Annotated in this window: 21 protein-coding genes; 8 read left to right on the top strand and 13 right to left on the bottom strand. The window is 66.1% G+C overall.

Annotated features, from left to right (window positions below; genetic code table 11):
• Window positions 1-30: 30 nt before the first annotated feature.
• A complete protein-coding gene (locus NIBR502770_RS13545) occupies window positions 31-1,095 on the bottom strand; it encodes a sodium:calcium antiporter (protein WP_141182253.1) in 1,065 nt (354 codons plus the stop codon).
• Window positions 1,096-1,280: 185 nt separating this feature from the next.
• Here NIBR502770_RS13545 and NIBR502770_RS13540 point away from each other — a divergent pair, with 185 nt between their 5' ends.
• Complete coding sequence (locus NIBR502770_RS13540; RefSeq protein WP_141182252.1) at window positions 1,281-1,793, top strand: hemerythrin domain-containing protein; 513 nt, start codon at window positions 1,281-1,283, stop codon at window positions 1,791-1,793.
• A 14-nt stretch (window positions 1,794-1,807) separates the two neighbouring features.
• On the opposite strand, the gene NIBR502770_RS13535 is transcribed toward NIBR502770_RS13540, so the two are convergent.
• The 7 genes from NIBR502770_RS13535 to NIBR502770_RS13505 all read right to left on the bottom strand — a co-directional run bounded on the left by NIBR502770_RS13535 (window position 1,808) and on the right by NIBR502770_RS13505 (window position 7,453).
• Window positions 1,808-2,722, bottom strand: coding sequence for a DMT family transporter (locus tag NIBR502770_RS13535; protein ID WP_141182251.1), 915 nt, complete (start codon window positions 2,720-2,722; stop codon window positions 1,808-1,810).
• 72 nt (window positions 2,723-2,794) lie between these two features.
• Window positions 2,795-4,072, bottom strand: coding sequence for a glycoside hydrolase family 26 protein (locus NIBR502770_RS13530; protein ID WP_246857275.1), 1,278 nt, complete (start codon window positions 4,070-4,072; stop codon window positions 2,795-2,797).
• A 102-nt stretch (window positions 4,073-4,174) separates the two neighbouring features.
• Window positions 4,175-4,942: a VOC family protein gene (locus NIBR502770_RS13525; protein ID WP_141182250.1), complete on the bottom strand. Its 768-nt coding sequence runs from the start codon at window positions 4,940-4,942 to the stop codon at window positions 4,175-4,177.
• A gap of 126 nt (window positions 4,943-5,068) precedes the next feature.
• Complete coding sequence (locus NIBR502770_RS13520) at window positions 5,069-5,632, bottom strand: copper resistance CopC family protein (protein ID WP_246857274.1); 564 nt, start codon at window positions 5,630-5,632, stop codon at window positions 5,069-5,071.
• 8 nt (window positions 5,633-5,640) lie between these two features.
• Complete coding sequence (locus NIBR502770_RS13515; RefSeq protein WP_141182249.1) at window positions 5,641-6,372, bottom strand: YcnI family protein; 732 nt, start codon at window positions 6,370-6,372, stop codon at window positions 5,641-5,643.
• Window positions 6,373-6,492: 120 nt separating this feature from the next.
• Complete coding sequence (locus NIBR502770_RS13510) at window positions 6,493-7,074, bottom strand: hypothetical protein (RefSeq protein WP_141182248.1); 582 nt, start codon at window positions 7,072-7,074, stop codon at window positions 6,493-6,495.
• 172 nt (window positions 7,075-7,246) lie between these two features.
• Window positions 7,247-7,453 (bottom strand): hypothetical protein, encoded by a 207-nt coding sequence (locus NIBR502770_RS13505; protein WP_141159594.1) that lies wholly within the window; start codon window positions 7,451-7,453, stop codon window positions 7,247-7,249.
• Between the two features lie 176 nt (window positions 7,454-7,629).
• Here NIBR502770_RS13505 and NIBR502770_RS13500 point away from each other — a divergent pair, with 176 nt between their 5' ends.
• From NIBR502770_RS13500 to NIBR502770_RS13475, 6 genes are all read left to right on the top strand, one after another.
• Entirely contained in the window at window positions 7,630-8,868 is a 1,239-nt protein-coding gene (locus NIBR502770_RS13500; RefSeq protein WP_141182247.1) for a DUF1611 domain-containing protein, read from the top strand.
• Window positions 8,862-10,607 (top strand): ABC transporter ATP-binding protein, encoded by a 1,746-nt coding sequence (locus NIBR502770_RS13495; protein WP_141182246.1) that lies wholly within the window; start codon window positions 8,862-8,864, stop codon window positions 10,605-10,607. Before NIBR502770_RS13500 ends, NIBR502770_RS13495 begins: the two co-directional genes overlap by 7 nt.
• The gene (locus NIBR502770_RS13490) at window positions 10,607-11,725 is read left to right on the top strand and encodes a CapA family protein (protein ID WP_141182245.1); all 1,119 of its coding nucleotides are present in this window, start codon (window positions 10,607-10,609) and stop codon (window positions 11,723-11,725) included. Before NIBR502770_RS13495 ends, NIBR502770_RS13490 begins: the two co-directional genes overlap by 1 nt.
• Before the next feature lie 143 nt (window positions 11,726-11,868).
• Window positions 11,869-12,714, top strand: coding sequence for a hypothetical protein (locus NIBR502770_RS13485; RefSeq protein ID WP_141182244.1), 846 nt, complete (start codon window positions 11,869-11,871; stop codon window positions 12,712-12,714).
• Between the two features lie 156 nt (window positions 12,715-12,870).
• Window positions 12,871-13,530 carry a peptidoglycan-binding protein gene (locus tag NIBR502770_RS13480; protein ID WP_246857273.1) on the top strand — a complete coding sequence of 220 codons (660 nt, stop codon included), beginning with the start codon at window positions 12,871-12,873 and terminating at the stop codon, window positions 13,528-13,530.
• A gap of 6 nt (window positions 13,531-13,536) precedes the next feature.
• The gene (locus NIBR502770_RS13475) at window positions 13,537-15,978 is read left to right on the top strand and encodes a hypothetical protein (protein WP_141182242.1); all 2,442 of its coding nucleotides are present in this window, start codon (window positions 13,537-13,539) and stop codon (window positions 15,976-15,978) included.
• A 16-nt stretch (window positions 15,979-15,994) separates the two neighbouring features.
• Here NIBR502770_RS13475 and NIBR502770_RS13470 read toward each other — a convergent pair whose 3' ends face one another.
• The gene (locus NIBR502770_RS13470) at window positions 15,995-17,026 is read right to left on the bottom strand and encodes a S1C family serine protease (RefSeq protein ID WP_168223170.1); all 1,032 of its coding nucleotides are present in this window, start codon (window positions 17,024-17,026) and stop codon (window positions 15,995-15,997) included.
• 541 nt (window positions 17,027-17,567) lie between these two features.
• Between NIBR502770_RS13470 and NIBR502770_RS13465 the strand changes: the two genes are divergently transcribed.
• Window positions 17,568-19,790, top strand: a complete 2,223-nt coding sequence (locus tag NIBR502770_RS13465; protein WP_141182240.1) for a transglycosylase domain-containing protein — start codon at window positions 17,568-17,570, stop codon at window positions 19,788-19,790.
• A 317-nt stretch (window positions 19,791-20,107) separates the two neighbouring features.
• On the opposite strand, the gene NIBR502770_RS13460 is transcribed toward NIBR502770_RS13465, so the two are convergent.
• From NIBR502770_RS13460 to NIBR502770_RS13445, 4 genes are all read right to left on the bottom strand, one after another.
• Complete coding sequence (locus NIBR502770_RS13460; protein ID WP_141182239.1) at window positions 20,108-22,246, bottom strand: OmpL47-type beta-barrel domain-containing protein; 2,139 nt, start codon at window positions 22,244-22,246, stop codon at window positions 20,108-20,110.
• Window positions 22,243-22,731 (bottom strand): hypothetical protein, encoded by a 489-nt coding sequence (locus tag NIBR502770_RS13455; RefSeq protein ID WP_141159599.1) that lies wholly within the window; start codon window positions 22,729-22,731, stop codon window positions 22,243-22,245. Before NIBR502770_RS13455 ends, NIBR502770_RS13460 begins: the two co-directional genes overlap by 4 nt.
• Window position 22,732: 1 nt before the next feature.
• Window positions 22,733-23,869 (bottom strand): hypothetical protein, encoded by a 1,137-nt coding sequence (locus NIBR502770_RS13450; protein ID WP_141182238.1) that lies wholly within the window; start codon window positions 23,867-23,869, stop codon window positions 22,733-22,735.
• Between the two features lie 76 nt (window positions 23,870-23,945).
• The gene (locus tag NIBR502770_RS13445; RefSeq protein ID WP_141182237.1) at window positions 23,946-24,401 is read right to left on the bottom strand and encodes a hypothetical protein; all 456 of its coding nucleotides are present in this window, start codon (window positions 24,399-24,401) and stop codon (window positions 23,946-23,948) included.
• Window positions 24,402-24,870 lie beyond the last annotated feature (469 nt).

Raw genomic sequence — 24,870 nt, 5'->3', positions numbered from 1 at the left:
CGGCCTTGGATTCGACGCTGGATCCGGCGGTCAGGACATGGTGGCGACGGCGAACAGGCCGGCCACGCCCACCAGGTACAGGACCAGGACCACCAGTGAGTCCGTCCCCATGCCAAGGCGCTTCTTTTTCGGGCGGAAGAGCAGGCCCAGCAGGTAGGTGAGGGTCAGCAGGATGGCCAGGGCAGTGAGGTAGATGTCCGTGGCCTGGGCCTGCGGCAGCACCGGTTTGCCGGTGATGAGGACCGCCACCAGGAACAGGACGGGGAGGAAGGCGTTGCCGCCGAAGATGTCGCTGAACGCCAGCTTGTAGTCGCCCTGCTTGACCGATGCCAGGCCGGTGGAGATTTCCGGCAGGGACGTTGCCAGGGCCAGGAAGGTGGCGCCGAAGAGGACCCCGGAGAGGCCGATGTGCCCGGCGATCGCGTCCCCGCTGCGCTCCAGGACGACGCCGGCGGCCAGGGTTGCCAGGGCTGCGACGGTGAAGATCAGGGCTGACTTGCCCGTGCTGATGTGGCGGTTCTGGTCGGTGGACTTTTTCTTGGAGTGGCCTTTGGGCTGGTCCTGGCCGCCGGGGGCGTCGCCCTGCTGGTGCCACGGCAGGCCCTTTTGGGAGCGTTGGACCAGGATCAATCCGAGGATCCAGATCACGGCGATCAGCACCGCGGCAGGGGTCAGGTGGAAGGCCACGAGCGAGCCCGGCATTTGGCTGCCGGCGATCACCACGCCCAGGACGGCGACGACCGTGACGGCCTCGATGACCAGGGTCAGGGATGCTGCCTTGTAGCTGAGCGGCTCCGTGCCCTTGGTTCCGAACACGTCCAGGATTACCAGCACCACTGTTTGGATGGCGATGCCGCCCAGGATGTTGCCCACGGCCACGCCGATGTTGTTGGACGCGGCCGCGCTGACCGTGATGGCGATCTCCGGCAGGTTGGTGGCAACGGCCAGCAGGATCAGCCCGCCCAGCGCCGACCCCAGATGCAGCCGGTCATCGAGGACGTCCGTCTGCTTGGACAGCTGGATCCCCGCCACCCAGATCACCGCCGCGGCACCGGCGAAAATCAGGAGCAGGACCACCAGGGGCAATGCTTCCATGTCTCTTGTCTCCTCTTGGATTCGTGTCACGGGCTTAATGAGGCTGTACCCACCGGTTGGCCCTGCCCGGTGGTTATTTACTGGGAATCCGCTGGGAATCCTTCGCTTGCAGGGTGTGCCGGTGGAAGACGGGCCGGTGAGGGTAAGGAGTAGTCCGTAGCCACCACCCCGCCGAGAGGACCCCCATGGACATCGTTGAAGTGATTTTGAACGACCACCACGAGCAGCGGCGCCTGTTCGCCCTGCTTGATGAAATGCATGCCAGCGAAACGTCCAGCCTGGACGCGGTATGGAAGCGGATGCGCATCCTGCTGGAAGTCCACGCCAAGGCGGAAGAGGAACTCTTCTACCCGGAGCTGCTGGAACTGGGGAAGGGAGCCGGCGGAAAGGACTCCGCCGAAGACGAGACCACCGACGCCATCCACGACCACAACGAGATCCGGGACGCCATCAGCGACGTGGACCGGCACCCGACCGGGACAGCCGACTGGTGGGCGGCGCTGGCAAAGGTCAACGAAGCCAACGGCGACCATATGGCGGAAGAGGAACGCGAAGGCCTGACCGACTTCCGGCAGCACGCCTCCCTGGAACTGCGGCACCGGCTGGGCCTGGCGTTCGCCATCTTCGAGTCCGAGCACGCCGGAGGGCTAGAGCCCCAGGACGTCAGCCCCGAGGAATACATCCGCGAGCACGAATAAGGCCTTGGGCGGTGTTACCGCTTGACCCCTGGTTCGGCCGGTGCCTTGACCGTGGCCAGCAGGATGACCCCGGCCACCGCGGTGGCTCCTGACAGGAGGAACAGGACGATCGCCAGCGGCGGGGCGGAGGCAGCCTCGCCCAGGATGGTGACGCCGATGGCCACGGCCACCAGCGGATCGATCACGGTCAGTCCGGCCACCACGAGTTCGGGCGTTCCCCGGGTGTGGGCGTTCTGGACCAGGAAGCTGCCGGCCAGGGCCGCGATGACCAGCCCCGCCAAACAGGTCAGCGACAGCCACTCGAAGTCCCCCTGGAAGAGCCTGGCAATCACGGTCTTGGCCAAAGCCGCGACGAACCCGAACAGGATCCCGGCGCCGGCGGTGAACACCACGGCGCCGGAGCGGTGCCGCCACAGCGCGTAGGCCACGGCGACGCAGGCCAGGACCACGGCGAGGACGATCAGGATGGTCACCAGGTGCCGGTCACTGATTTCCACGTCCGCAGCGGAGAACGCCGCCACGGCCACGAACACGCCCACCCCGCCCACGCAGAGGGCGACGGCGGTGAGGGCCCGCCGGCCGGGGGACCTGCGGGTCATCCGGGCGGTGGCGAGGGTCGTGACCACCAGGGCGATTGCCCCAATGGGCTGCACCACGATAAGGGGCGAAAACCGCAGGCTGGTGAGCTGGAGCAGGATCGCAGCGCCCAGCATCGCCGTCCCGGCCAGCCACGCCGGTTTGCGGACCAGGGCCTGGAGCCGCCCGCCGCCCATGCTGCCGGCTGCGCGTCCCGCGGCGGCCGGCTGGTCTCCCACGGCCCGGTGCTGGAACAGGGTTCCGAGGGCGAGCAGGACGGCACCCGCGGCGGCGATGGGAATCCCCAGCCAGTGGGTGGACGTCAGCGCGGACACGGCCGCGGCCTGGATCATGGACAAACCTTACCTAACCGGCGCCCAGTGGAGCGGAATGGGAAGCCGTGCTTCCGGCGACGCAGCTGTGAGCTAGGAGGTTGCTGGGCGGCAGGAGGTCCCTGCGCCGTACTGCAGCCAGTCCGGCAGGGCCGCGGTGAATGCGTCGCGGATGGCCGGGGTGTTGGTGACGGTCCAGTCGATCCTGCCGTTGACCTCGACCTCGTTCTTGTCCCATTCGAACCAGTTGACCATCTTCAGGTTGGGGAACTGGGCGTGGGTCTGGGGCCCGAACACCTGCTCCCACCAGGCGCGCTTGATATCCATCTCTGCGGCGCCGCCGGCCGTTGGGTTGTAAAGCGCAGCTGTCTCCGGGATGGCAACGGGCTTGCGGTGGTCTCTGCCGTACACCCCGTAGAAATCAGGGAGCAGGCTGTCATCGCCGTTGGCCCCGTTGTAGGTCCCGGTGAGCTGCTGGGCGAACTTGTCGGCCTCCGGGACTTCGTTCTCACCCCACGGGTATTTCGCGCCCCAGTGGTACAGGGACATGCCCACCCAGTCCACCGCCTGGTCACCCGGGTAATACGGGGCGTAAGGATCGTCCGCCATGGTGATGGCGCCGTCGTGGTCGGTGTCCAGGGCCGCGAAGTCAGCGCTGCCCGCCTGCGCCTCGAACTGGCCGCCCGCGAAGGGATAGCCGCCCGCGTAATTGGGCGCCCACATCATGGCCGAGCCCGGGGCATCGTGGTGGACGGCGTCCGCGACCCGGGTGAACATGTCCCTGTACTCCAGCGGCTGCTGGGACCAGGGATACCAGGACCCGTTCATCTCGTGGGCCAGGCGGACAATGACCGGGACGCCCTGGCTGTTGATCGACGCGAGATCCTTCACCAAGGCGCTGATGACGTCAGGGGTGACGGCGGCCAGGCCCTGCTTGGGTTCGAGGGTCAGGAGCATCACGTGCCCGTCCGCCCGGATTTGGGCGGCGGCCTGCTGCAGGTGGGTCCGTTCCTGGGCCGTGTACGGAAAATCGGCGAAGGAGACGCTGACGGCGGGTTTGTGGCCCAGGTCCGCGGCATACCGGGACAGCGGCTTGGCCTCCAGGTTCAAGTTCACGCCAAACAAAGCGCCCGACGCCGGGACCAGGCTGCCCCGGTCCTCCACCTCACACACGGGGACGGCCGCGGCACTCTGGTTCGCGGCCGCCTCCTGGGATTTGCGGTCACGATCCGCCAAACCACCCGTGATGCTGGCAGCGCCCAGGCCCAGGGCGATTACTGCCACGCCGATGGGCAATCCCCAGTCCTTCAGCCGGCCGAGAATGATGTCACGGCTTTTGGCGTCCTTCGGTGCGGACGTTTGCTCGGGCAAGGCGGACCCCCTGTTGGCCTGCGGTTTTACTCCGATCCTAGGGTCCAGCGGGCGCTCACCAAAACGGCCCCGGCGCTCCTCGCCGGGGCCGTGGAACCGGACCTACCGCTGGGCGATCCGGAACAGCGCACCGGTGGGGTCCGTGAGGGCTGCGATGCGGCCGAACGGGGTGTCCTCGGCGGGATGGACCACCTGCCCGCCCAGGGACGTGGCGATCTCCACCCCGGCGTCGGTGTTTTCAACGGCGAAGTAGGTCTGCCAGTTGGCCGGCACCCCTTCGGGCAGGAAATGGGAGGCGTCCATGATTCCGGCCCGTGAGTCGCGCCCGGATCCCAGCGTGGTGTAGCGGAAGTCCTCGGTGTCACTCATGACGTCCGTGTCCCAGCCGAAAACGTCCTGGTAGAACTTCACCGACGCCGCGTAGTCGCGGGCGTGGAGTTCATGCCAGTAGGGGGTTCCGGGTTCGCCCGTGGACTGGAACCCGGTATGGCCGCCGAACTGCCACGCGCCAATCGCGGCCCCGCCCGCGTCCCCCAGCATCGCCATGTGTCCCTGCTCGGGGACCTCCATGGGCCCCATCAACACCTGGCCGCCTGCCGCCACGGCCGCGTCCGCCGTCGCCTGGATATCCTCCACCCGCAGGTACGTGGTCCACACGTCCGGGTACCCGGAGCCGGCGTCGTTCTTCATCATCCCGGCCACCATCGCACCGTTGGCGAACGCCGTGATGTAGCCGCCGTACTTCTCCTGGTCGCCCTCCTCGTAGGTCCAGCCGAACAGCGCGGTGTAGAACTCGCGGGACTTTTCCGGATCGGACGTCATGAGGTCGATCCAGCAGGGATCACCGTTGGCGAAGGTGGGCTTGGGCATGGGGACTCCTGGTGTGTAGGGCTGTGGGCCGGGCAAGGCCCACCCTAACGCTGCACGCGCTAAAAGCCGAGGGGCCGCCGGCACGGCCGCAACTGTGGGTTGGGCCGTGCCGGCGGCCGGCCATTCCTACTCCTCGTCCTCCGGGTTCCGCAGCCGGCGCCTGACCAGCAACCCGGCCACCACCAGGCCGATCACCAGCACGGCGCCAACTGTCCCCGCAACCACCAGCGGCCCCGGAACCCCTGGGTCGGCTGACGCGGCGCTGGCCGCCGGCGCCCCCGGCGGCGCGGAATTCGGGCCGCCGGCGGTGAAGGTGAACGTCCCCTCGATGGGATGGCCGTCCGAGGAGACCACCCGCCAGACCACCGTGTACTTGCCCTGCGGGGCGCCAGGCTTGACCGGCTGGCTGACCTGGTTGTCAACGATCTGCACCGGGCCGTCCGCCTGGTCGGCTCCGGTGGCGTCCTCCACGCGGACAATCGAGTTGATGGCGATGGGGGTGTGGTCGAACGTCAGCTCGACCTTGGCGGGCATTGCGCTGACCGTGGACCCGTTGGCCGGGTTGCTGGACTCCAGGGCATCATGTGCCTGCGCCGGCGCGGAAAAGACCAGCAGGAGCGCGGCGGTGGCCAACGGCAGCAGCATGCGTGCCGGCCAGGCGGTCCTGTGGCGGGTCGACGATGTTTTCATGTATCGCCCTACTTTCCGGCGGTCCGGGTACGGCGGCCGGCAACTGCCACGCCCAGGGCCGCTGCGCCGAGCACCAGTCCTGCTGCCCCCAGGACCACGCCCCAGACGGACGTTGCGTCGCTGGACTCCTGGGCCGTCCGGGTCGCTGCCTCGGCACTGGGCGACGCCGGCGCTGCGGCGGCGGCCCCGTCGTCGGCCGTGGTCACGAAGGAGGGGGCGGGATGCTTGGGTTCCGGCTGCCCCTCGGCGCTCTCCTCGTCCCACTTCACCACGCTGCCGTCCGTGTAGGTCTGGGCTGCCTTCAGGGTGACCCTGGTGCCCGCGGCGGGAAGCCGGCCCACGGACAGCGAGAACGCCTGGTACTGGTTTTGGCCCAGCTGGTGGGCTTCGTCGGCAGTCCAGACCACGGAGGTGGGCGCCTTGGTGACCGTGCTGCCGGACACGCTGACGGGCTTGGGCAGCTCGCCGGTGACCACCTGGGCGGTCCATCCCTCCACGGGCTTGACGGAGACGGAGGTGAAGGGAGTGTCGGTTGGCAGCGTGACCTCGAGCTTGGTGGTCTTGGCCGTCGGGGACTCGTTGGGGACGTTGAACGTGAGGTGGGAATAGCCGTTGGCGCCGGTATCGTCCGGGGTCACGCTGACGTGGGCGGACGCGGCGGTTGCGCCCGCGGCCACTATTCCCGCGGCGGCAGCGGCGGCGGCAAGGGTCTTGAGGGTACGGCGGAATGAGGTGTTCACAGTAAAGCCTTCCATAGGGTGCGCCAAAGGGGCCGCAGGTGCGGCGGCACGGGAGAAAATGACAACGCGGCGGCCCCCTGCCGCTTTCGGCAAGGGGACTTCGCGGGATTCGGCGGCCGCCTAGTTGGCGGCGTGGAAGGCAGGCGGTCCGCGGAGGGCGGGCAGCCGCAGGTTCCGCCACCGGAAAGGAATAACGACGGCGGCCGGCGCGGAAAGGCGCGGCCACTCCGGGATGGCAAGGGAAGCCAGGATCCGGACCAGGGGGCGCAGCCATGCCGCCAGGGCCCACACGGCCGCCTCGCCTCTGGCCAGGACCAGGGCGGTGGCCACTGTCGCCGCAGCGTGCAGGGCCAGCATCAAGGCTCCCGGCACGGCCTCATGGCCGGGCATCAGGGCGGCGGAAGCAGGGACTGATCCGTGGACGTGGGCGCCGTCAGCCGGGGTGAAGGCAACCGACGCCGAGAGCGCATCGAAGGCCCAGTGCAGGCCCAGTTGGCTGGACGCCAGGAGCCCAAGCATCGCCGCGGCATTGATTTTGGTTTTCGAGAGGATCGTGACCGGCGCAAGCACAAGCGCCACAATTCCGGCCATGATCGCCGGATGGGGCAGCGCACCGCCGGCCACTACGTGTGCAGCCGCGGCCAGGGTCAGCATGGCCGCGGTGAAGGCAATGACACGGGGGAGACGGAACGGAGCATTCATGCCGGTCGCCGCCTTTCCATCCGCTGTTGCCACCCTCCACTCTAAGGAATGACCGGTAGCGGCAGGTAATCAGCTGGGCAGCTATGTGGATGCCGCCGGAATGCCGGCCGCCGAAAACACAGGAAAGCCCCTGGCCGGGGCCAAGGGCTTTGCTGCGAACTGCGGGTGCGCGCTACTCCGCGAGCTTGGCGACCGATTGCGCCCAAGTGAAGAACTTGTTGGTGCCCAGATCCTTGACCGTCTTGATGTTCAGGGCTTCCTTCAGCTTCTGGGCGTCGCTTTCGGACAGTCCCTTCAGCGCCTCCACCGGCGCTTTCGCGAGCTCGTCGATGCCCTTGTCGATGTATTCCTTGTCGAACTTCGAGTTGATTCCAGTCATACTGTCCTCCTGGTGTCCGGTTGGGGCTCACTGTGCCGGGGGGCACATTCGCCATTCAACCACGCCAGATGCTTTTCTGCGCGGGTTTTGTTGCTGGACACCAAGTAGTCCCTAACCTGAACTTCAGGTACCGCTTTCCCTGTCCCCGGCTTGTATTCCCCACTAGCGTGCGGGGCATGAGCACAGATCGAGGGGTATGGGTCAAACCGCTGGACCCTGTTCGCATGGCGAGGGCCAAAGCCGCTTTTACCACCCGGCGGGTGGTACCGGAGCGGATAGCATCGCTGGTGTCAGGCGCAGTCCGTCCCCGCTCGGGCGATCTTGTGCTGGCCCGGATCGTACAGTTGGGCCACCACCGCCACATCGAACAGCCAAACGGCCGGCGCGCCGTGCTGCACGATGACGACGAAATCATCGTCACCTACGGTGACCGGTACGCCACCGACCAGTTCGAATCCCGGGTCCCCGCCACCCTCGGCGAAACCCAGCTGGTCGCCTCCGGCGGGATCGCCTCGGAGGTGCTGAGCAGGAGCATGGCCGTTCGGCGGGCAACGGAAATCGAGCCACTTGGGCTCTTGGGGGACGCCAAGGGGCGCCCCCTTAACATCCAGGATTTCGCCCTGCCGCCCGTTTCACCCCATGTTCCCCGTCCCCGGACGATCGCCGTGATCGGGACAGCCATGAATTCGGGCAAGACAACCACCGTGCACTGCCTTGTCAACGGGCTGAGCAAAGCGGGCGTCGCCGTGGGGGCCACGAAAGTTACGGGAACAGGTTCCGGAAACGACTACTGGTGCATGCTCGACGCCGGCGCCCACCTGATGCTCGATTTCACCGACGTTGGCCTCGCCTCAACGTACCGCCAACCAATGGAGGTGCTGGAGACGAAGTTTGCTGAACTGGTGAACCACCTGACGGCGTCGGGCACCGCCCTAAACCTGGTGGAAATCGCCGACGGAATCTACCAGGACGAAACGTCCCGCCTGCTGGAGGCGAACGTCCTGCGAAACATGGTGGACGCCGTCATATTCGCCGCCCCTGATTCGATGGGCGCGGTAGCCGGGGTTTCCCACCTCCAGAAACTGGGGCACAAAGTCCTTGCGGTAACGGGACTCCTGACCCGGTCCCCCCTGGCCATCCGGGAGGCCGCAAAAGTGACAGGGCTGCCCGTGCTGACCCGTGAAGAACTCACCGAGCCTGGTACCGCGGCATCCCTCCTCGGGATCCAGGACGTCCTGGCGGCCGCCCAGGCGGACAAGGCCGAAACCGCTGTTGAAGTCCAGGCCGAGCCCGCAGCCAACGAAGTGATCATTGGACCCTTCACCTCATCGCCGGAGCGCCAGCCTAGGCCAAAGCCGGGATTTTTTGGATTCCCCAGGCCCAGCACTTCCGCGGGAAGTGCGGACCTGTGGTGAACGCAGCGGCCGGAAAAGACAGGCTCTACAGAATTCCGGGCAAGGTCTACGCCAAAGCCATAGCCATTGGGCTGGGACAGGTGGCCACGCTGGTCGCCTATATCTTCCTGCTGCGCCTGATTGTGGACGGACTGGCCCCGGCCACGGTAGGAGCCGCTGCGGACCTGCAATGGAGGTGGGCCCTCATCCAGGCAGGACTGCTGGGTCTCGTGGCACTGCTGCACGGCTGGCTCCGCGCAGCCGGTTTCAATGTTGCGGAGACTGCCGGCTACGAAGCTGTACGTGTGCTGAGGATGAAGATGTACGGCCATTTGCAGGGCATGACGCCCCGCCAATTCCAGCACCGGGCCCGCGGCGGCCTTTTGCTGCGCTTCCTCGGTGACCTTTCAATGACACGGCTGTGGATCAGCCGGGGGGTGCTGAGCGGAATCATTGCCGCGATCGTCATGGTGGGCGCGCTGGCTGTCCTGTTCTTTTTCAGCGTCTGGATGTCACTGGCCATCGTGGTGACGGTCGCCGTGGGGGCCGCCGCGTCCTTCCTTGCCGGCCAACGCATGCGCCAGGCGACGCGTGTTATGCGCCGGCGACGTTCGCTGGTGATGAGCAACATCGACGAGCAACTCAATGCCCAGCCCGTGGTGCAGGTCTTCGGCCGGTCCGCAGGGGAATACAGCCGGCTCTCCCATCAAAACGACGAGCTGACCCGGGCACTGGTAAGGGTCGCGCGGCTTCGCGGCTACCTCCGCGGAGTCTCCACCGCCTTCGCGTTGCTGGCCTTGGGGGCGGTCCTCACTGTCGGCCTCTTTGAAGTCCGGCGGGGGACAGCGACCATCGGCACTGTGGTGGGTTTCGTCGTCGTCACCCGGCAACTGTCCGGGCCGGTACGTACCCTGGGCCTGGCCCACGACTACTGGCACCGGGCCCAGGTCTCCGTGGGCAAAATCAAGGAATACCTCCGCAGTTCCACCCGGGACCTCGACAGCGGCGGCCATGCTCCGCTGAGAGTCCGGAAGGGTTCCATCAACTTCATGTCCGTGTCGGTGCAGGGCGCGCTGAGCGAGGTCGACCTCCAGGTAGCCCCGGGGGACGTGGTCGCGATCACCGGGGAGGGCGGCAGCGGAAAATCGACCCTGCTGGGCCTGGTCTCCCGAACTGTGGACCCGGACGGCGGATGCGTGATTATCGACGGGCAGATGCTCAGCAAAACCGCCCTGCGTTCCGCCTCCCGGTGGATTGGGGCTGCCGGGCCCGAGTTGCCGCTGATGCGCGGCTCCCTGTGGCGCAATATTACGTATGCGTCCCCCCGGGCCTCCGAGGAGGAAGTGGAACGCGTGCTGTCTGCCACGGGCCTGGACGAGATGCTTCTGGATCTTCCTTATGGGCTGCAGACGTGGGTCACGGAGGGCGGGCTCAATCTTTCGTACAGCCAGCGGCAGCGGATAGCCCTGGCCCGGGCGCTGGTGGGCAACCCGCCGATCCTGCTCCTGGATGAGCCCACGCTTGGCCTTGACCAAAAGGCCAAGGCCGACTTCGCCGCCATTTTGGCCCGCTATGACGGCACAGTCCTGATTGCCACGCAGGATCCCCGGGAGATCGCCATGGCCAACACGGTGGTTGTCCTTAAAGGCGGAGCGGTGGCCGAAGTCATGTACGGCGAGGAGTACCGGGACAGGGAGTGGCTGGAGTCAAACCTGAGCGGGGAACACCGGCTGTACGGCAACCAGGAAAGCGGAGCCTAATGCACCCCAAGAAGCGCGACCGGGTCCTCATCGCCGCTGCACTGGCCGTGGCCCTGGGCGGAACCGGGGCGTTGGCGGCCAACTACGGGGCAACGGAAGCCGCCCACGTTGAATCAATAGACCTTGCGGCCGGGGCCCTCGAGGATGAGCATCTGTCCATCCAGTTCCTGGGAGACACCATGCTGGGGGACGGCGAGGCGCCCCTGGCAGACGCTGCAGCCTACGAGGCAGCGATGGCGGCGGTCCTTCCGATGATCGATGGTGACCTGGTCATCGCCAACGCAGAAGCCCCAATGACCTACTCCACCCAGCCCCTGAGTCCCGGCAAGCAGTTTTCCTACCACGCGGACCCCATGGCGGCTTGGGCACTTTCCAAAGCCGGCATTGATGCACTGGGCCTGGGCAACAACCACTCCATGGACATGGGAATCGAAGGCCTCGAGGACACCGTCAAGTTGTCAGCAAACTCGGGCATGGACACCTTCGGGGCCGGCCACAACCTGGCAGAGGCGGAACGGCCGCTCATCTGGCACACGGATATGGGGACGATCGGCGTCGTCGCGCTGGGGGAGAACTTCGGGAAGGCAACACGGGCAGACGAATCAACCCCCGGAACGGTTGCCTTCAGCCCGGAAACCGTCCAGAGGGGCTACGACCTGGCCCGTGCTGCCGGCGCTGACTGGGTCATTGCCTACGTTCACTGGGGCGACAACTATACGGAAACCCTCCCTGAACAGCGGTTCTGGGCCCAGGCCATGGTGGATGCCGGCTACGACCTCATCGTCGGCACCGGACCCCACATTGCCGACAAAATTGAATACATCGACAAGGTGCCTGTCGCCTACAGTCTTGGCAATTTCGTTTTCGGCACCCCGGGGCGCTTTGCCTCCTTTGGTAAACAAGGGGTGGGGATATCGCTCGGCCTGGAATTGCGGAAGGATGCCCCGGCCCAGTTCGTGGTGAAGTGCTTCAACACCGACAACGCCATGACCGGCTTCCTGACGCAACCCTGCACTGCGCCCCAAATGGTGAGTGCCATTCCCCTGGTCCATCCGGCGCTTCAGATCCAGGGCGATGTCGCCAGGATGCCGTGCCGCTGTTTCGAGCCGCGGGAGTGAGTGCCCGGCGCGTCCGAAGGCGCAGACAGCCTGTGCTTAGGATGCTCGCGGCCGCCATCAGCGTGCTCACCTTCGCTGTTTCCTGCACTGCCGCCCCCGATGGAACCCCGGCAGGACCGACGCAGTCCAATCGAGGAGGAGACATGGCAAGCCCCACTGCCACCAGTTCGCAGACACGGATGATACGGCCGGGCGAGACGGGAGATTTTGCTTTCAGTGGCCAAGGTCCACTGCAGGACCAGCCCATCCGCGTCTGGTACAAGGCGCCGGACGATCCGTCGTCGGCGCAGATTCTGATGGTCATGACGGGGGCCCACCGCGACGGGGAGTCCTACCGATCGGACTGGCTGCCGCTCATCCAGAACAGCAACACGCTGCTGCTGGTGTTGGAATTTTCCAAAGACGACTACCCGGGCGCCGCCAGCTACAACCAAGGCAACATCCTCGACTCCGCCGGCAATATCAACCCGCCAGAGTCCTGGAGCTTCAATGTAGTGGAATCACTCTTCCAGGCAGTGGTCCGGGATACCAACAGCAAAACCGAAAAGTACGCGCTCTTCGGCCATTCAGCGGGAGGCCAGTTTGTTCACCGCTTCATGGAATTCACCCCAACGAACCATGTCAGCGTCGCAGTCGCAGCAAACGCCGGCTGGTACACCATGCCGGACCAAAGCGTTGAGTACCCGTACGGATTGAAAAACTCGCCGCTCGCACCCAAGGCGTTAAGAGACGCCTTTTCCCGGCGCCTGATCATTCTCCTCGGCGCCGACGACGTCGACCCGAAAGATGCGATGCTTCAGCGCGACCGGCAGACCGATGCCCAAGGCGACAACAGGCTGACGCGCGGGTTGGCGTTCTACCAGGCCTCCCGGAATGCAGCCCGGGAAGGGGATCAGTTCAACTGGGCCTTGTCCGTCATTCCGGGTGCAGCGCACGACCACAAACTGATGGCTGCTGCGGCCGCGCCTTTGCTACTCGAAGCGCGATAGTCCCTGGATGCCCCGTATAGCGATGACCGGCAGCGGCCACCGGCAGAGGAAAGCTTCGCAAAACTACTAATCATGCTTACTATTGGTGGGCGCGGGCTGCCCGCTGGGGCAGAGCACCCGCGCCGCACTGGAGGTCTCACAAGCATGGACAACGAAATGCGTCCTCTCACCGACGAAGAACTGATGTCCGAACAGGCCACAGCACTGCCGGACAAGGAAGTAGCATCCGTCCTGGACCTGAACGCGGACCTGGACCTGGGGATCAATGCTGCAGCCCCGATCGACCTGGCCGTCGCCGCCAATGCCAACGTGGCCGCGCCGATTGACGCCGCCGCGTCAGCCAACATCCTGTCCTACGGCTCCGACGCGCAGGCCTTGTCCAGCCAGGACGCGGCAATTGACCAGGGCATTACTGCCGATGCCAACGCTGATTCCACCCAGGACAGCGTGATCGGCCAGGGCGACGGCGCAGCCGACGCCGGCACCACGGACGCCGGCACCACGGATGGGACCACCGGAACGGCACCTGCGCCCACAAGCACCGGTGGCGTCACGGACGCAGCGGGTGCGCTGAACGGTAACCTGCTTAACGTTGACGTCAACCTCGATGCGGACGCCGCCATCGCCGCCCCCATCAACGGTGCCGTCGCCGCGAACGCCAACGTCGCCGCCCCCATCGACGCGGCCGTCGCCGCCAACATCGGCTCCATCGACAGCCAGGCGTACGCCATCTCGGACCAGAGCGCCACCATCTCGCAGCACATCGACGGCGCCGCCAACGCCACGGCCGGCCAGCAGTCCGACCTGCAGCAGTAAGCCAAGATGACCCAGACCCAAGGCGGCCCGCCTGCCCAGGCGGGCCCGCCGTCGTCGAGCACCGGCCTTTCCCAGGATCCGCCGGACCGGACCATCACGACGGCGGGTGCCCACCTTCCTGCGCTGGCCGACGGCGTGCAGTTGCTTGGCCCGGCGGAAGGCTCCGGCTACCGGGAGCCCCCGTCCTTGGTACGCCGCGGCGACGGGCAGACCCTCCAGCTGACCCGGCTCCTGTACCTGGTGCTGGAGGGGGCGGACGGGACGCGCGACCTGGAGGCCATCTCCCGGCACGTCAGCGACGGCTCCGGGCGCCTGGTCAGCGCGGACAACGTCCGCACGCTGATGGACTCCCAGCTGCTGCCGATGGGCCTGCTCCGGCTCGCCGACGGCAGCCAGCCCGAGGTCAGGAAGTCCAACCCGCTGCTGGGCCTGCGGTTCCGCTTCATCGTGTCCGATCCCGAGCGCACGCGCAGGATCACCGCCCCGTTCGCCGCGCTGTTCCACCCGCTGCTGGTGGTGGCCGTGACGGCCGCCTTCCTGGCCGCATGCTGGTGGGTGCTCATGGTGAAGGGCCTGGGCTCGGCCACCCATGAGGCCTTCGAACAGCCTGCCCTCCTGCTGCTGATCCTCGCAGTCACCATCCTCTCCGCCGGGTTCCACGAATTCGGCCACGCCGCTGCCGCCCGCAAAGGCGGGGCGACGCCCGGAGCCATGGGGGCGGGGCTATACCTGCTGTGGCCCGCATTCTTCACGGACGTCACGGATTCCTATCGGCTGGGCCGCGGCGGCAGGATCCGCACCGACCTGGGGGGACTGTACTTCAATGCCATCGTGGCGGTGGCCATCATGGGTTTGTGGTGGGCCACCGGGTTCGACGCACTCCTGTTGGTAGTGGTCACGCAGATCCTGCAGATGGTCCGGCAGCTCATCCCGCTGGTGAAATACGACGGCTACCACATCCTGGCCGACGCCACCGGGGTGCCTGACCTGTTCCAGCGGATCAAGCCGACCCTTCTGGGGATCCTCCCGTGGCGGTGGGGAAACCCGGAAAGCAAGGTGCTGAAACCATGGGCGCGGGCTGTGGTCAGCATCTGGGTCCTGGTGACGGTGCCGGTGCTGCTGTTCAGCATGGTGATGATGGTGCTGTCTCTGCCGCGGCTGCTGGCCACCGGGTGGGCCAGCGTGGGCAAACAGCAGGAAGCTTTGGCCGCGAGCCTGTCCGCGGGTGACGTCCTGGGCGTGACGGTGCGCGCGCTGGCCATCATCGTGGTGGCTGTGCCCGTGCTGGGCGTGGTGTACATCGTGATGCGGCTGCTGCGGCAGCTGGTGACCGGGCTGTGGCAGAAGACGCGCGGCAAGGTTGCCCAGCGCATCGTGGCCATGGGCGCCGTGGCCGCCCTCCTTGGTGGGCTCGCCTGGGCGTGGTGGCCCGACGGCGGGACGTACCGCCCGGTGCAGGCCTACGAGCGCGGGACGCTGGGTGATGCCACCCGGACGATCCTTCCAGCGCGCGACGCCGGGGCGCTGCGACAGGGCGCGGCGGGACGAACCGTTGCGCTGTGGCCTGCCGGCACGGCCAAACCGACCCGGGACAACCCCCAGCTGAGCATGGTGCTGGTACCGGCGGCTGCCTCCGCCGCTCCTGCTCCCGGCGGCGGTTCCGACGCAGGTCCCGCTGCTGCGGCACCCTCCTGGGTGTTCCCTTTCGACCGGCCGGCCGCTCCCGAGGGCGACGGAAACCAGGCGCTCGCCGTCAACACCACCGACGGCTCCGTCCAGTACAGCGTGGCGTTCGCGCTGGTGTGGGCCGAGGACGGCCAACCCGTCACCACCACCAATCAGGCCTACGCCTTTGCCAACTGTTCGGCCTGCGCGGCGGTTGCCGTGGGGTTCCAAGTGGTGCTGGTCGTGGGGCAGACGAACGTGATCGTGCCGCAGAACCTTTCCGCGGCGGCCAACTACAACTGTCTGGACTGCCTCACCTATGCCCTGGCCAGCCAGCTGGTCCTGACCCTTGATGGTCCGCTGGACGGGGACAGCAAGCACCAGCTGGAAGCGCTGTGGGCCCAGATCGCCGAATACGGGAAAAACATCCGCGACGTACCGCTCTCCGATATCCAGGCCACCCTCAACGGATACAAGGAGCAGATTACGGCCATCGTCAAGGGTGCGTCGGTGACTTCAGCTTCCACGCCTGCACCCTCTGTTTCGGCTGAGCCCAGCCCTGGCCCCACGCCGTCCGCGGCCGTCGTGGAACCGTCCGGTCCGGGGACGGTGCCTGCCTGGGATCCCAACCCAGCCCCGACGTCCGGTGCCACCGCCCCGACGGAGCAATACACGGAAAGCCCGCAGCCGACGTCGTCCGTTGCCTACCCGACCCAGGCGCCTACCCTTGACTCCGGTTATGGCTCGAAGCCTGTTCCGGTGCCCACCTCCAGCGCCGGCTGACGGGTACTGGGGGCGGTCAGCAGGCTTTGGGTGGCCCTGAGGGAGTGGACGCGGCTGCCATCCGCCAGATGGTCCCGTCCCAGGACATCCTGTAGCGGATGCCCCAGTCGGAGCACGTTTGGCCGCCGGGACCGTCGGCCGCGGCCTGCTCAGTGCGGAGGACGACATCTGCCGTCAGCTCGTTGCCGGAGCCGTTGATGGTGTTGACGGTCAGGGCGCGCCAGAAGGACGTTCCCAGCCCGGAACTCCACTTGGCCAGTCCGCCTTCACTGGCCTGCAGTTCGGGAGTCAGGACGGCAAAAGCAGTGTCGTAGGCAGCCCGGTTGATTGCCTGTCCATGGGTGAGCAGGCTTTGGATGACTTTGGGTGCCTGCTCGTGGTTCGAATGGTTGGTGGTGATGATGTCGCTGCTGGAAGTCTGCGCCTGGTTGTCGCAGCTGGCCTGGGGTAGCGGTGTAGTGCGGCGGCCCCAGTCTGAAAGAGCCGCGGCGGCAGATGGTGCCGGAGCGGCGTACCCCACGCCCTCGGCACCGTAATCGTTCTGGTCCCGGGTGCCCAGGACCCACGTCCGTTTCGAGCTGACCACCCCCACCACACTGCCGTCCATGAGGAGCAGGGGTCCGCCGCTGTTGCCTGGATTGATGGCCGTGTCCGTCTGGATGAGGCCCCGAACTGTTCCGGCAGGGAGGCTGACTTCCTGGTTGAGGGCGCTGACACGGCCGGAGGTGAAGGTCAGTCCACGGTCGAGGGGAAAGCCAAGTGCTGCCACCTCAACGCCTTGGGTGGGAAGGTCCGGAGCAAGATTGAACCTGTAACCGGTCACAGCCGTGGGCGTCCGCAACAGGGCCAGGTCCAGATTGTCGTTGATCCCCAGGACCGTGGCCGATGTGAACTGGCCGTTCACCGAAACGTTGATGGCGGCCTCGTTCTTTGCCACGTGGGCCGCCGTCATGATCAGGTCGTTGCCCACTAGGAAGCCGGTGCCCACGCCGCCGCCGTCGCAGAGGGTTACGGCCAGGCGGGCCACCCCTGAGCTGACCAGTTTCACGGTCTCCGCCCAGTCTCTTGGCGCGGTCGGAGATGGCGTTGATGTCAGCGATGGCGATGGCGATGCTGAGGCAGTGGGCACTGGGGCCGTGGTGGAAGCCGACGGCGCGGCGACTGGCGGGGAAGTGGAAGGCGGAGAGGAACTGACAGGGGCGGTCTGGGGTGGCTGGCAGGCCGCGGCGAGGAGCAGGAGAGCAACCGCGGGTGTACAGCGGACAAGTCGGCGTGTGGCTGCGAACATCGGGTTTCCTTCCCCCAAGGTGATCACTGGCCCAGCCCCAGTTACCGGTCCAGTAGGCTCACGCTAGCGACGCCGGGTCCCGGCAACAAGCACATCCACTACCTAACCTGGGGCGGAAGCTACCCCTGTTAGAGGCCTACGCCGCTGGAGGCATCTGTTGGGCGGCCGACTTTGCTGGGAAAACGCCATGAGTTATCCCGGAGTCCCGCGTGGTTGCAGGGATGGGCCCGCGGGACGCGAATTCTGAAGAGTAGGGTAAAAACGTACGGTTGCCGGCAAGGAAGAAGATCCGGACACACGAATGCCCAAACGAGTCCCGTCCCCAACTTCCCCAGCCGTGCCCCGGCGCAGGAACCTGTTCCGCGCCACCGGAATCACGCTTGGCTGGTTCCTGGGTTTCATCGGTGTCAGCGCCCTATGCGGCGCCCTGGTGGCCGGGTTGATGGTACCCGCCGCAGCGCTGACCGAGACGGCAGTGGCAGGCGGTTCCGCCGCCCTGACCACCGACCTGCCCAATGATGTCTTCTCCGCGCCGCCCGCACAGATGACGCGTGTCCTGGCGGCGGACGGGTCGCTGATCGCGACGCTCTTCGACGAGAACCGGACCCGGATCCCGCTCGACCAGATGTCACCCAACATCAAGAACGCGATCGTGGCGGTCGAGGACTACCGGTTCTACCAGCACGGCGGCATCGATCCCGAAGGCATCTTCCGGGCGCTGGCGGTCGACGCCGCCGGTGGCCACCAGGGCGCGTCCACGCTGACCCAGCAGTACGTCACGAACATGCTCAACGAGAACCTCATCGCCCAGGGCAAGGATGCCCAGGTGGTGCTCAACGGGCAAAAGGGCGTGAACCAGAAGATCAAGGAGATGAAGCTCGCCATCGGCCTGGAGGAGAAGTACTCCAAGGACCAGATCCTCGCCGGATACCTGAACGTCGTCGGCTTCAACGCCAACGCGTACGGCATCCAGGCCGCGAGCCAGTACTTCTTCTCTGTTGATGCCAAGGACCTCACCCTGCCCCAGGGCGCCCTGCTGGCCGGCCTGGTCAACGGCCCGTCACTCTACGACCCCACGGTGCACCCGGAAGCGGCCAAAGGCCGCCGCGACCTGGTGCTCGACGCCATGCTGCAGCACGGCTACATCGACCAGCAGCAGCATGACGACGCTGTGAACACTCCGATCCAGCTCAAAGTCAATCCACCGAAGCAGGGCTGCGCCTACGCGGCCCAGGCCCAGTACTTCTGCGACTACGTCCTGCACCAGATCGAGAACGACCCGGCGTATGGCGCCACCCTGGACGAGCGGGACCAGAAGATCATGGCCGGTGGCCTGACCATCAAGACCACCCTGGATCCGCGCCTGCAGGGACCGGCCCAGGCGCAGGTGGATGCCACCGCCGGCGCAAACCCGGACAAGTGGGGCGCCTCGCTGGTGACCATCGAACCGGGCACCGGCAAGGTCCTGTCCATGGCGCAAAATTCACGGAAACTGCCCGACCAGGGCGCCGGGTTTGTCTCCGACTACAACTTCAACGTGGACAGCTCTGACAGCGCCGGGAACAGCCTGGGCGGTGTGGGAGGCATGCAGCCGGGATCAACCATGAAGCCGGTGACCCTGGCCGCGTGGCTGGGCGAGGGTAAATCGACCAACCAGGTTGTGGACGCTTCCAAGCGCCGCTACGGCATCTACTACCCGTGGAAGACCACCTGCCAGCCGGTCCAGGGCTGGTTCGACAGCACCGTGCCGCAATCCTCGGACCTGCAGAACGATGAACCCAACTGGTACCGGCCCATGACGGTCCGGGAAGGCATTTACCAGTCGATCAACACGGCAACGTTCGCCTCACTCGCCGGTCTTAACGATTTCTGCGATGTCCAGCGCGCCGCCGACGCCATCGGCCTGCACCTGGGCAGCGGAAACGGCGCAAAAATCGATCTCTCAACCCTGGGCAACATCCTGGGAAGCCAAAACGTCGCGCCGCTGACCATGGCCAATGCCTTCGCCACGTTCGACGCCAACGGGACCTACTGCTCGCCGATGTCCATCACCGAGGTTGACGATTCCCAGGGCAACAAGATCGGCGGCCAAACGTCCTCCTGCCAGGCCGGCGCCCTGAAACCGGACGTCGCCAAGGCCGTCACCAACGTCCTCCAGGACGTCCTCACCAAGGGCTCCGGCCTCCTGATCCCGCAAAAGCTGGGAGTTCCGGATGCCGCTAAAACCGGAACCAACGAGTACAACAACCAGACCTGGGTGGTTGGCTATACGAAGGGCCTGGCAACGGCGTCCTTCTTTGGCGACCCCTTCAACGGCGGCCCGACCCGATTGGGCCGCAACATCACCGTCAACGGCAAGTTCTACCCGGCGGTGGATGGGGCATTCATCGCCGGTCCGCAGTGGGCGCAGTACATGCAGGGTGTTGTGGGCCTGTACGACCACGGCAACTTCGATGCCCCGCCGCAGAACCTGATCAGCGCCCCCGGTACCGTTTCGCAGCCGACGCCGTCGAAGGGCAAGTGACCCGGATTCCGTTTTCGACCGGCAAAATCCCTGACGCACGGGTTATTTGGGTGTCGCGGCGGAGCCTGCGGGTCGCAACCTAATATGCGTATCGCTGATGTCGCATACGTGAACAACATCCTCCGCAAGAAGGGAGACCGGTCATGCTCAACACTGGGAATCTAGGGGTTAGTGTAGGGGCCTTGGTGGCCGTGGGCGTTGCCCTGTACATCGTGCTGGTAGTCCGCCGACGGAAATGACCTGCGCCGCGTAAAGCAGATCGCCCTGCAGCCAGGTGGACTGCAGGGCGACCCTAATTGTGGCGTCCGGATAACCTCTCAGAAGCCGGACTGGTTAGTTTCGGTGAAAGTCGTGACAGGCGATGCAAATGCGTTTCCGGCGACGTCTGTCAGATTTGCCGAGGGTGTGTACGACGGCTTTGTGATCCCGACATTTTGCAGTGTGCTGCCAGTTGCCGAGTTGCCGAACTTGATCGTCAGAATCTTGCCGGTTGCGTCCAGTGCCAGGGTCGAAGCGCCGCCCGCTCCATTGCCGTTGGGTCCGAAGGTCGCATTTGCGCTGACGTAGTTGGCGCCCAGGGAGATGGTCCCAATGTTGAAGCTGGTGCAGTCGCCGGTCGCGAAGCTCAGCCCGTCATTAGTTGAGTTCTCGATCAACGTGACGGTGCCGTTGAAGGTCGTGGCGGTGGTGGCGCTGGAGCAGAACTTGGCCGGATCCAAGGCCTCAGAGAATTGTATGGTCACGGTGTCGCCCTTATCCGCCTGATTCGGCTTGGCGCCTCCGCTGCCGTTCGCCAGGGTGACGCTCTGGACGGTGGGTCGCGCAGTGTCCTTGGTGACTGTTGCAGAAACGGCGGTGCTGTTGCCTGCCGCGTCGCTGGTGGAAGCCGTAACCGTGACGGTAACTGTCGGAACAGTTGTGGACGTGTCCTTAAGGCTCGTCAGGTTCAGCGAACCTGTGTTCCAAGTCGCACCGGAGGCGGTCCCGGGAATGGTGATCGTGCCGTCGGTGACATTCACACTTACGGCTGAGCCGGAGTCGCTGGTGCCGCTGATCGGATAATTTGCCACATTGCTTGCAAGGATGTTTTGCAGTGCATTGAGCTTCAGCACAGGCGCAACGGTGTCCTTAAGGCTAGAAGTTGTGGCTGGTCCGCTGGTGTTGCCCGCTGCATCGATAACCGTGACCGTGTAGGTGACGGTGTCATCTTTGAGGGACCTGAGGTCAAGGTTCAGCGACCAGGTGCCGTTGCCGGCAACGGCGGTGCCCGTGACTGGGGCGGGGGACCCTGGGCTCATGGCCGAAACAGATACGGTCGCCCCGGCTTCCGCGTTGCCCGCTACGTTGATGGACGGGGCGGTGGTGGCGTTGACATACGTCGGGACTTTCAGGGCCGTTGCCGCATCAGGGGCCGAGGTGTCCTTAATGCTCGTGGCGGTCCTGGCTGCGCCTGTGTTGCCCGCGGCGTCCGTGGCGGTGGCCGAGAACGTCACGGTTCCCTCGTTCAGGCTGCTGAGGTTCATGGTGATGGACCACGCGCCGCTTCCGGACGCGGCGGCCGTCCCCGGAACGGAGTGCCCGGCACCGTCGCTGGCTGTGAGGTTGATCGTGGCCCCTGCTTCGGCGGTACCGCCGACGGTTACCCGGGAAGTGTTGGCAACGTTGGCCTTGGGAAGCGGGGTGGTGAAGGCAGGAGCCGCCGGCGCCTGGGTGTCGATCTTGACAGTCTGGTTCTGTGTCGTCCCGGCGTTGCCCACCTTGTCAGTCGCGAAGTAGGACACCGTGTGTGTCCCTTCCCCGGCAACCGGAATGGTGGCGACCGTGCCGCTCACCGTCTGCTGCGCGCCGCCGTCGACCGCGTACGTAATGGAGGCGACGCCTGAACCGTTCGTGCCGTCGTCGGCCGTGACTGTCACGGTGACGGGGCTGGTGTTGTTCCAGCCGGCCGCGTTGGGGGAGGGCGAAACGGAAGCTGAAGCAGTGGGCGGCATGGAGTCGCTGCTGACGCCGTTGCTGCGCGGGCTCTCGGCGCCGGTCCAGAGCGCGATGGCGGGAGTGACGGTGTAGTACCAGGTGCCGCCCGGGACGTTCTGCTCCGTGCAGGTGAGGGTGGTGACGGTTCCGGCGCAGCCGCCGGTGGCCGGGATGGCGGTGCCGCCGGTTGCTGCTGAGTAGCGGGCCACCGTGTAGCCGGTGGCGGGACGGCCGTTGACAGTGGTGCCGTTGGCCCAGGTGACCGAAAGTGCGGCGCCGTTGGCGCTGACCGCGGGTTTGGAGCCCGGAGTCAGGGCGTCGGCAGCGGCGGCCGCGTTGCTGCTGCTGGTGGTGGAGGCCCAGAACGCGTACGCGGCGGTGCCAGAGCCGAGCAGGAGCAGGACCGCTGTGATGATCCAGGCCAGCCTGCGGGACGGCCGGCGGCCGAGGAAAAGGGACGCGTTGCGGACGGCGAGGCTCATTTCCGGACCTCCGCCGTCACTGGAACGCTGAACGTTGCGCCCTGGCAGGCTGCAAGTGAGGTGGTGTCCATGGTGGCCGCTCCGGCGAGGGTGATGAGTGCTGACGAGTTCGCGGCAACGTAGGTTGCGGGGGTGAGGGGTGCGGCAGTGCCAGTGAACCTGACGCCGGTGGTGGTGCATCCGGGGTGCGCGGCATCCGCCCTGGCCAGCCCGTTGCCGGTGACGCTGTAGACCTGGACCGGGTACGGGTTGGGGTTGGTCAGGCGGAGGACGACGTCGGCGCTGCCGCCAGGGTAGAGGGCTGCCTTGGGGTTGTCGCCGGCGACGAGGGCGTCCACGGTGACGGCCTGCATGGTGCCTGCAGCTGCCGATCCGCTCCCGGCCCCGGTGCCGCTCCAGAAGGCAAAGGCCGTTCCGGCCCCGGCACTCACGAGGAGTCCGGCGAGGGCAGCTGCCTTGAGGCCCCGGCTTCTTGTGGTGGTCATCTCAGTTCCCCTGTCCTGATCCTGAGTAGCTGAGCTGGAGGGTGGCGCCTTTGCAGCCGTCCTGGTTGGTGGACGTGTCCAGCATTCCCACCCGGGGCCACGCCGTCTGGGCGACGTTGAGCCCCTGGAGCGAAGCGCCCGTGGCCGGGACTGCCAGCGGGTAGGGGCCGCTGTACTGGGTGACGGCGAAGTCGGCCGCCGTGCAGGGCAGGTTGGCTGCCACCGCGGCCGCGCTCCGGGTCACACCCGCGACGGCGACAGACAGGTTGGTCAGCGACAGCGGCTTGTTGATGGGGTTGCTGATCTGCAGGTTCAGCCCGGCCGACATGCCGGGGGACAGGGTACCGGGGACGTTCCCGGAGATGCCGAACTGTTTGATGGTGGAGTCCAGGACCAGCTGGATGTTGGCGTAGGCGTACTGCGTCTTGCCGGAGGCGTCCTTGCCGGTGCCCACCAGGTAGAGGCTGGATGTTCCGGTGGGGGAGGCGTTGGTGGTGGCCACCTGGAGGGTGGTTGAGTCTCCGGTGGCCGGGTTGGGCGAGAACGATGCGGTGGCTCCGGCCGGCAGGCCGCCCAGGACGCTGAAGTTGATGGGTCCGCTGAGGTTGGTGCGGCTGAGCTGAAGCGTGTAGACCGCGGTTGCCCCTTGCGGGATACTCACGGAGTCCGGGGTGGCAGTCATCGAGAACGAGCTGGAAATCTTGTAGTTCACCGTGAGGCCTGCCGTCGCGCTGCCCGAGACCTTGCCGCTTGTTGCAGTGATGGTGATGGAACTGGTGCCCGCCGGCGTCGTTGCGGCGGTGGTGGTGTTCAGGGTGGCCGTAGTGGGGCTGCCGGAGTTCAGGGTGACGGACGACGGCGAGAAGGCACCGCTTGCCCCGGCCGGAAGTCCCGCGGCGGTGAGATTTACCGTGCCGCTGAAGCCGCCAGTGGAGGTCACGGTGATCGTGTACGCGGCCTGCTGGCCTTGCTGGACGGACTGGCTTGCAGGGGAGACCTGCACCGTGATGCCCGGTCTTGGATTATTCGACGCCGCGACCAGCGCCCCCGCGCTCACCAGCAGCAGTATCAGTGCGACAAGTGCTGCCTTGATGCCGGTCCGCCTGCGACGCCGCGGATGTCCGTCCTGCTCGTGCACCCTGTGCCCCTCTTTCCTTGGTGCAAATGACGGCAAGCCGGGGGCGGATTCGCACCGCCCCCGGCCCGCTCGTTTGTTAGCGGCTGGTGACGTTCACCGTGATGGTGGCACCCTTGCAAGCGTCCTGGTTGTCCGCGGTATCGAGGAACGTCAGGGTACCGGTGCCCACAGTCGTTCCAGTGGTTTTCGCTGTAACCGTCACAGGCGTGGTGGTGGCGTCGACGGTGAACCAGCTGGCCAGACACTTCGTCGGGTCACTGGTGGCCACCGTCGGAGCCAAGCCTGCGACAACCGTGCTGGAGGTGTTCGAGTTATCTGCCGTGTAGGTCACAGCCCGGGTCTCACCTGGCGCAATACCCGCGGCGAATGAGGAGTGCAGGGTGACTTCGTTGTTGCCGGCTGAGGCTGCGGCCGTTCCGGTACCGTTGCCCGTGGTGCTCCAGTAGGCGTATGCGGCGCCGCCGCCGGCTGCCAGCAGCGTCGCGGACAAGGCAACAGCGGCGATCTTGTTCTTCTTGGTCATCTTGCGCATGGAGAAGCTCCTTGAATGTGTGATTGAGAACCCGTTCCCCCATTGGTGGCTCCATCCAGGTGCCTTCCGGTGGATCGATGACCCAATGTTTGTCGGAGCGAAACAGGCACAACAACAGGTACCGGTACCCGAGTTTCTGGAACCTCAAGGAGCCGGGTACTCGGTAAGCGCTGCCACTACCTGCGTTCTCCGCGCTCTTTGGGGCTGGACACTTCTCCGCGGATGGCGAAAACCCGCGGCGCACAGGGCCAAACCAAGTAGTCGACGTTCGCTGTCTTCGGGTACTGCCCCAGCAGCGCTATGGAGCGCTCACATTGAGCCAATCTTGCGTATCCGGGACACCCGTTTTCGACGCGCAAAAGCGAACGTGAAGCGCACCTTCCCTGGCGCATCAGAAATGTGCGCCTCGAAAAGTAGCTGGCGAGTCGGAGGTGAATCTGCGCGTCGCGGGGCCCGGTCGCGCGTCGAT

The organism is Pseudarthrobacter sp. NIBRBAC000502770 (assembly GCF_006517815.1).
Classification (GTDB): domain Bacteria; phylum Actinomycetota; class Actinomycetes; order Actinomycetales; family Micrococcaceae; genus Arthrobacter; species Arthrobacter niigatensis.
This window is presented reverse-complemented; position numbering and strand designations above follow the sequence as displayed.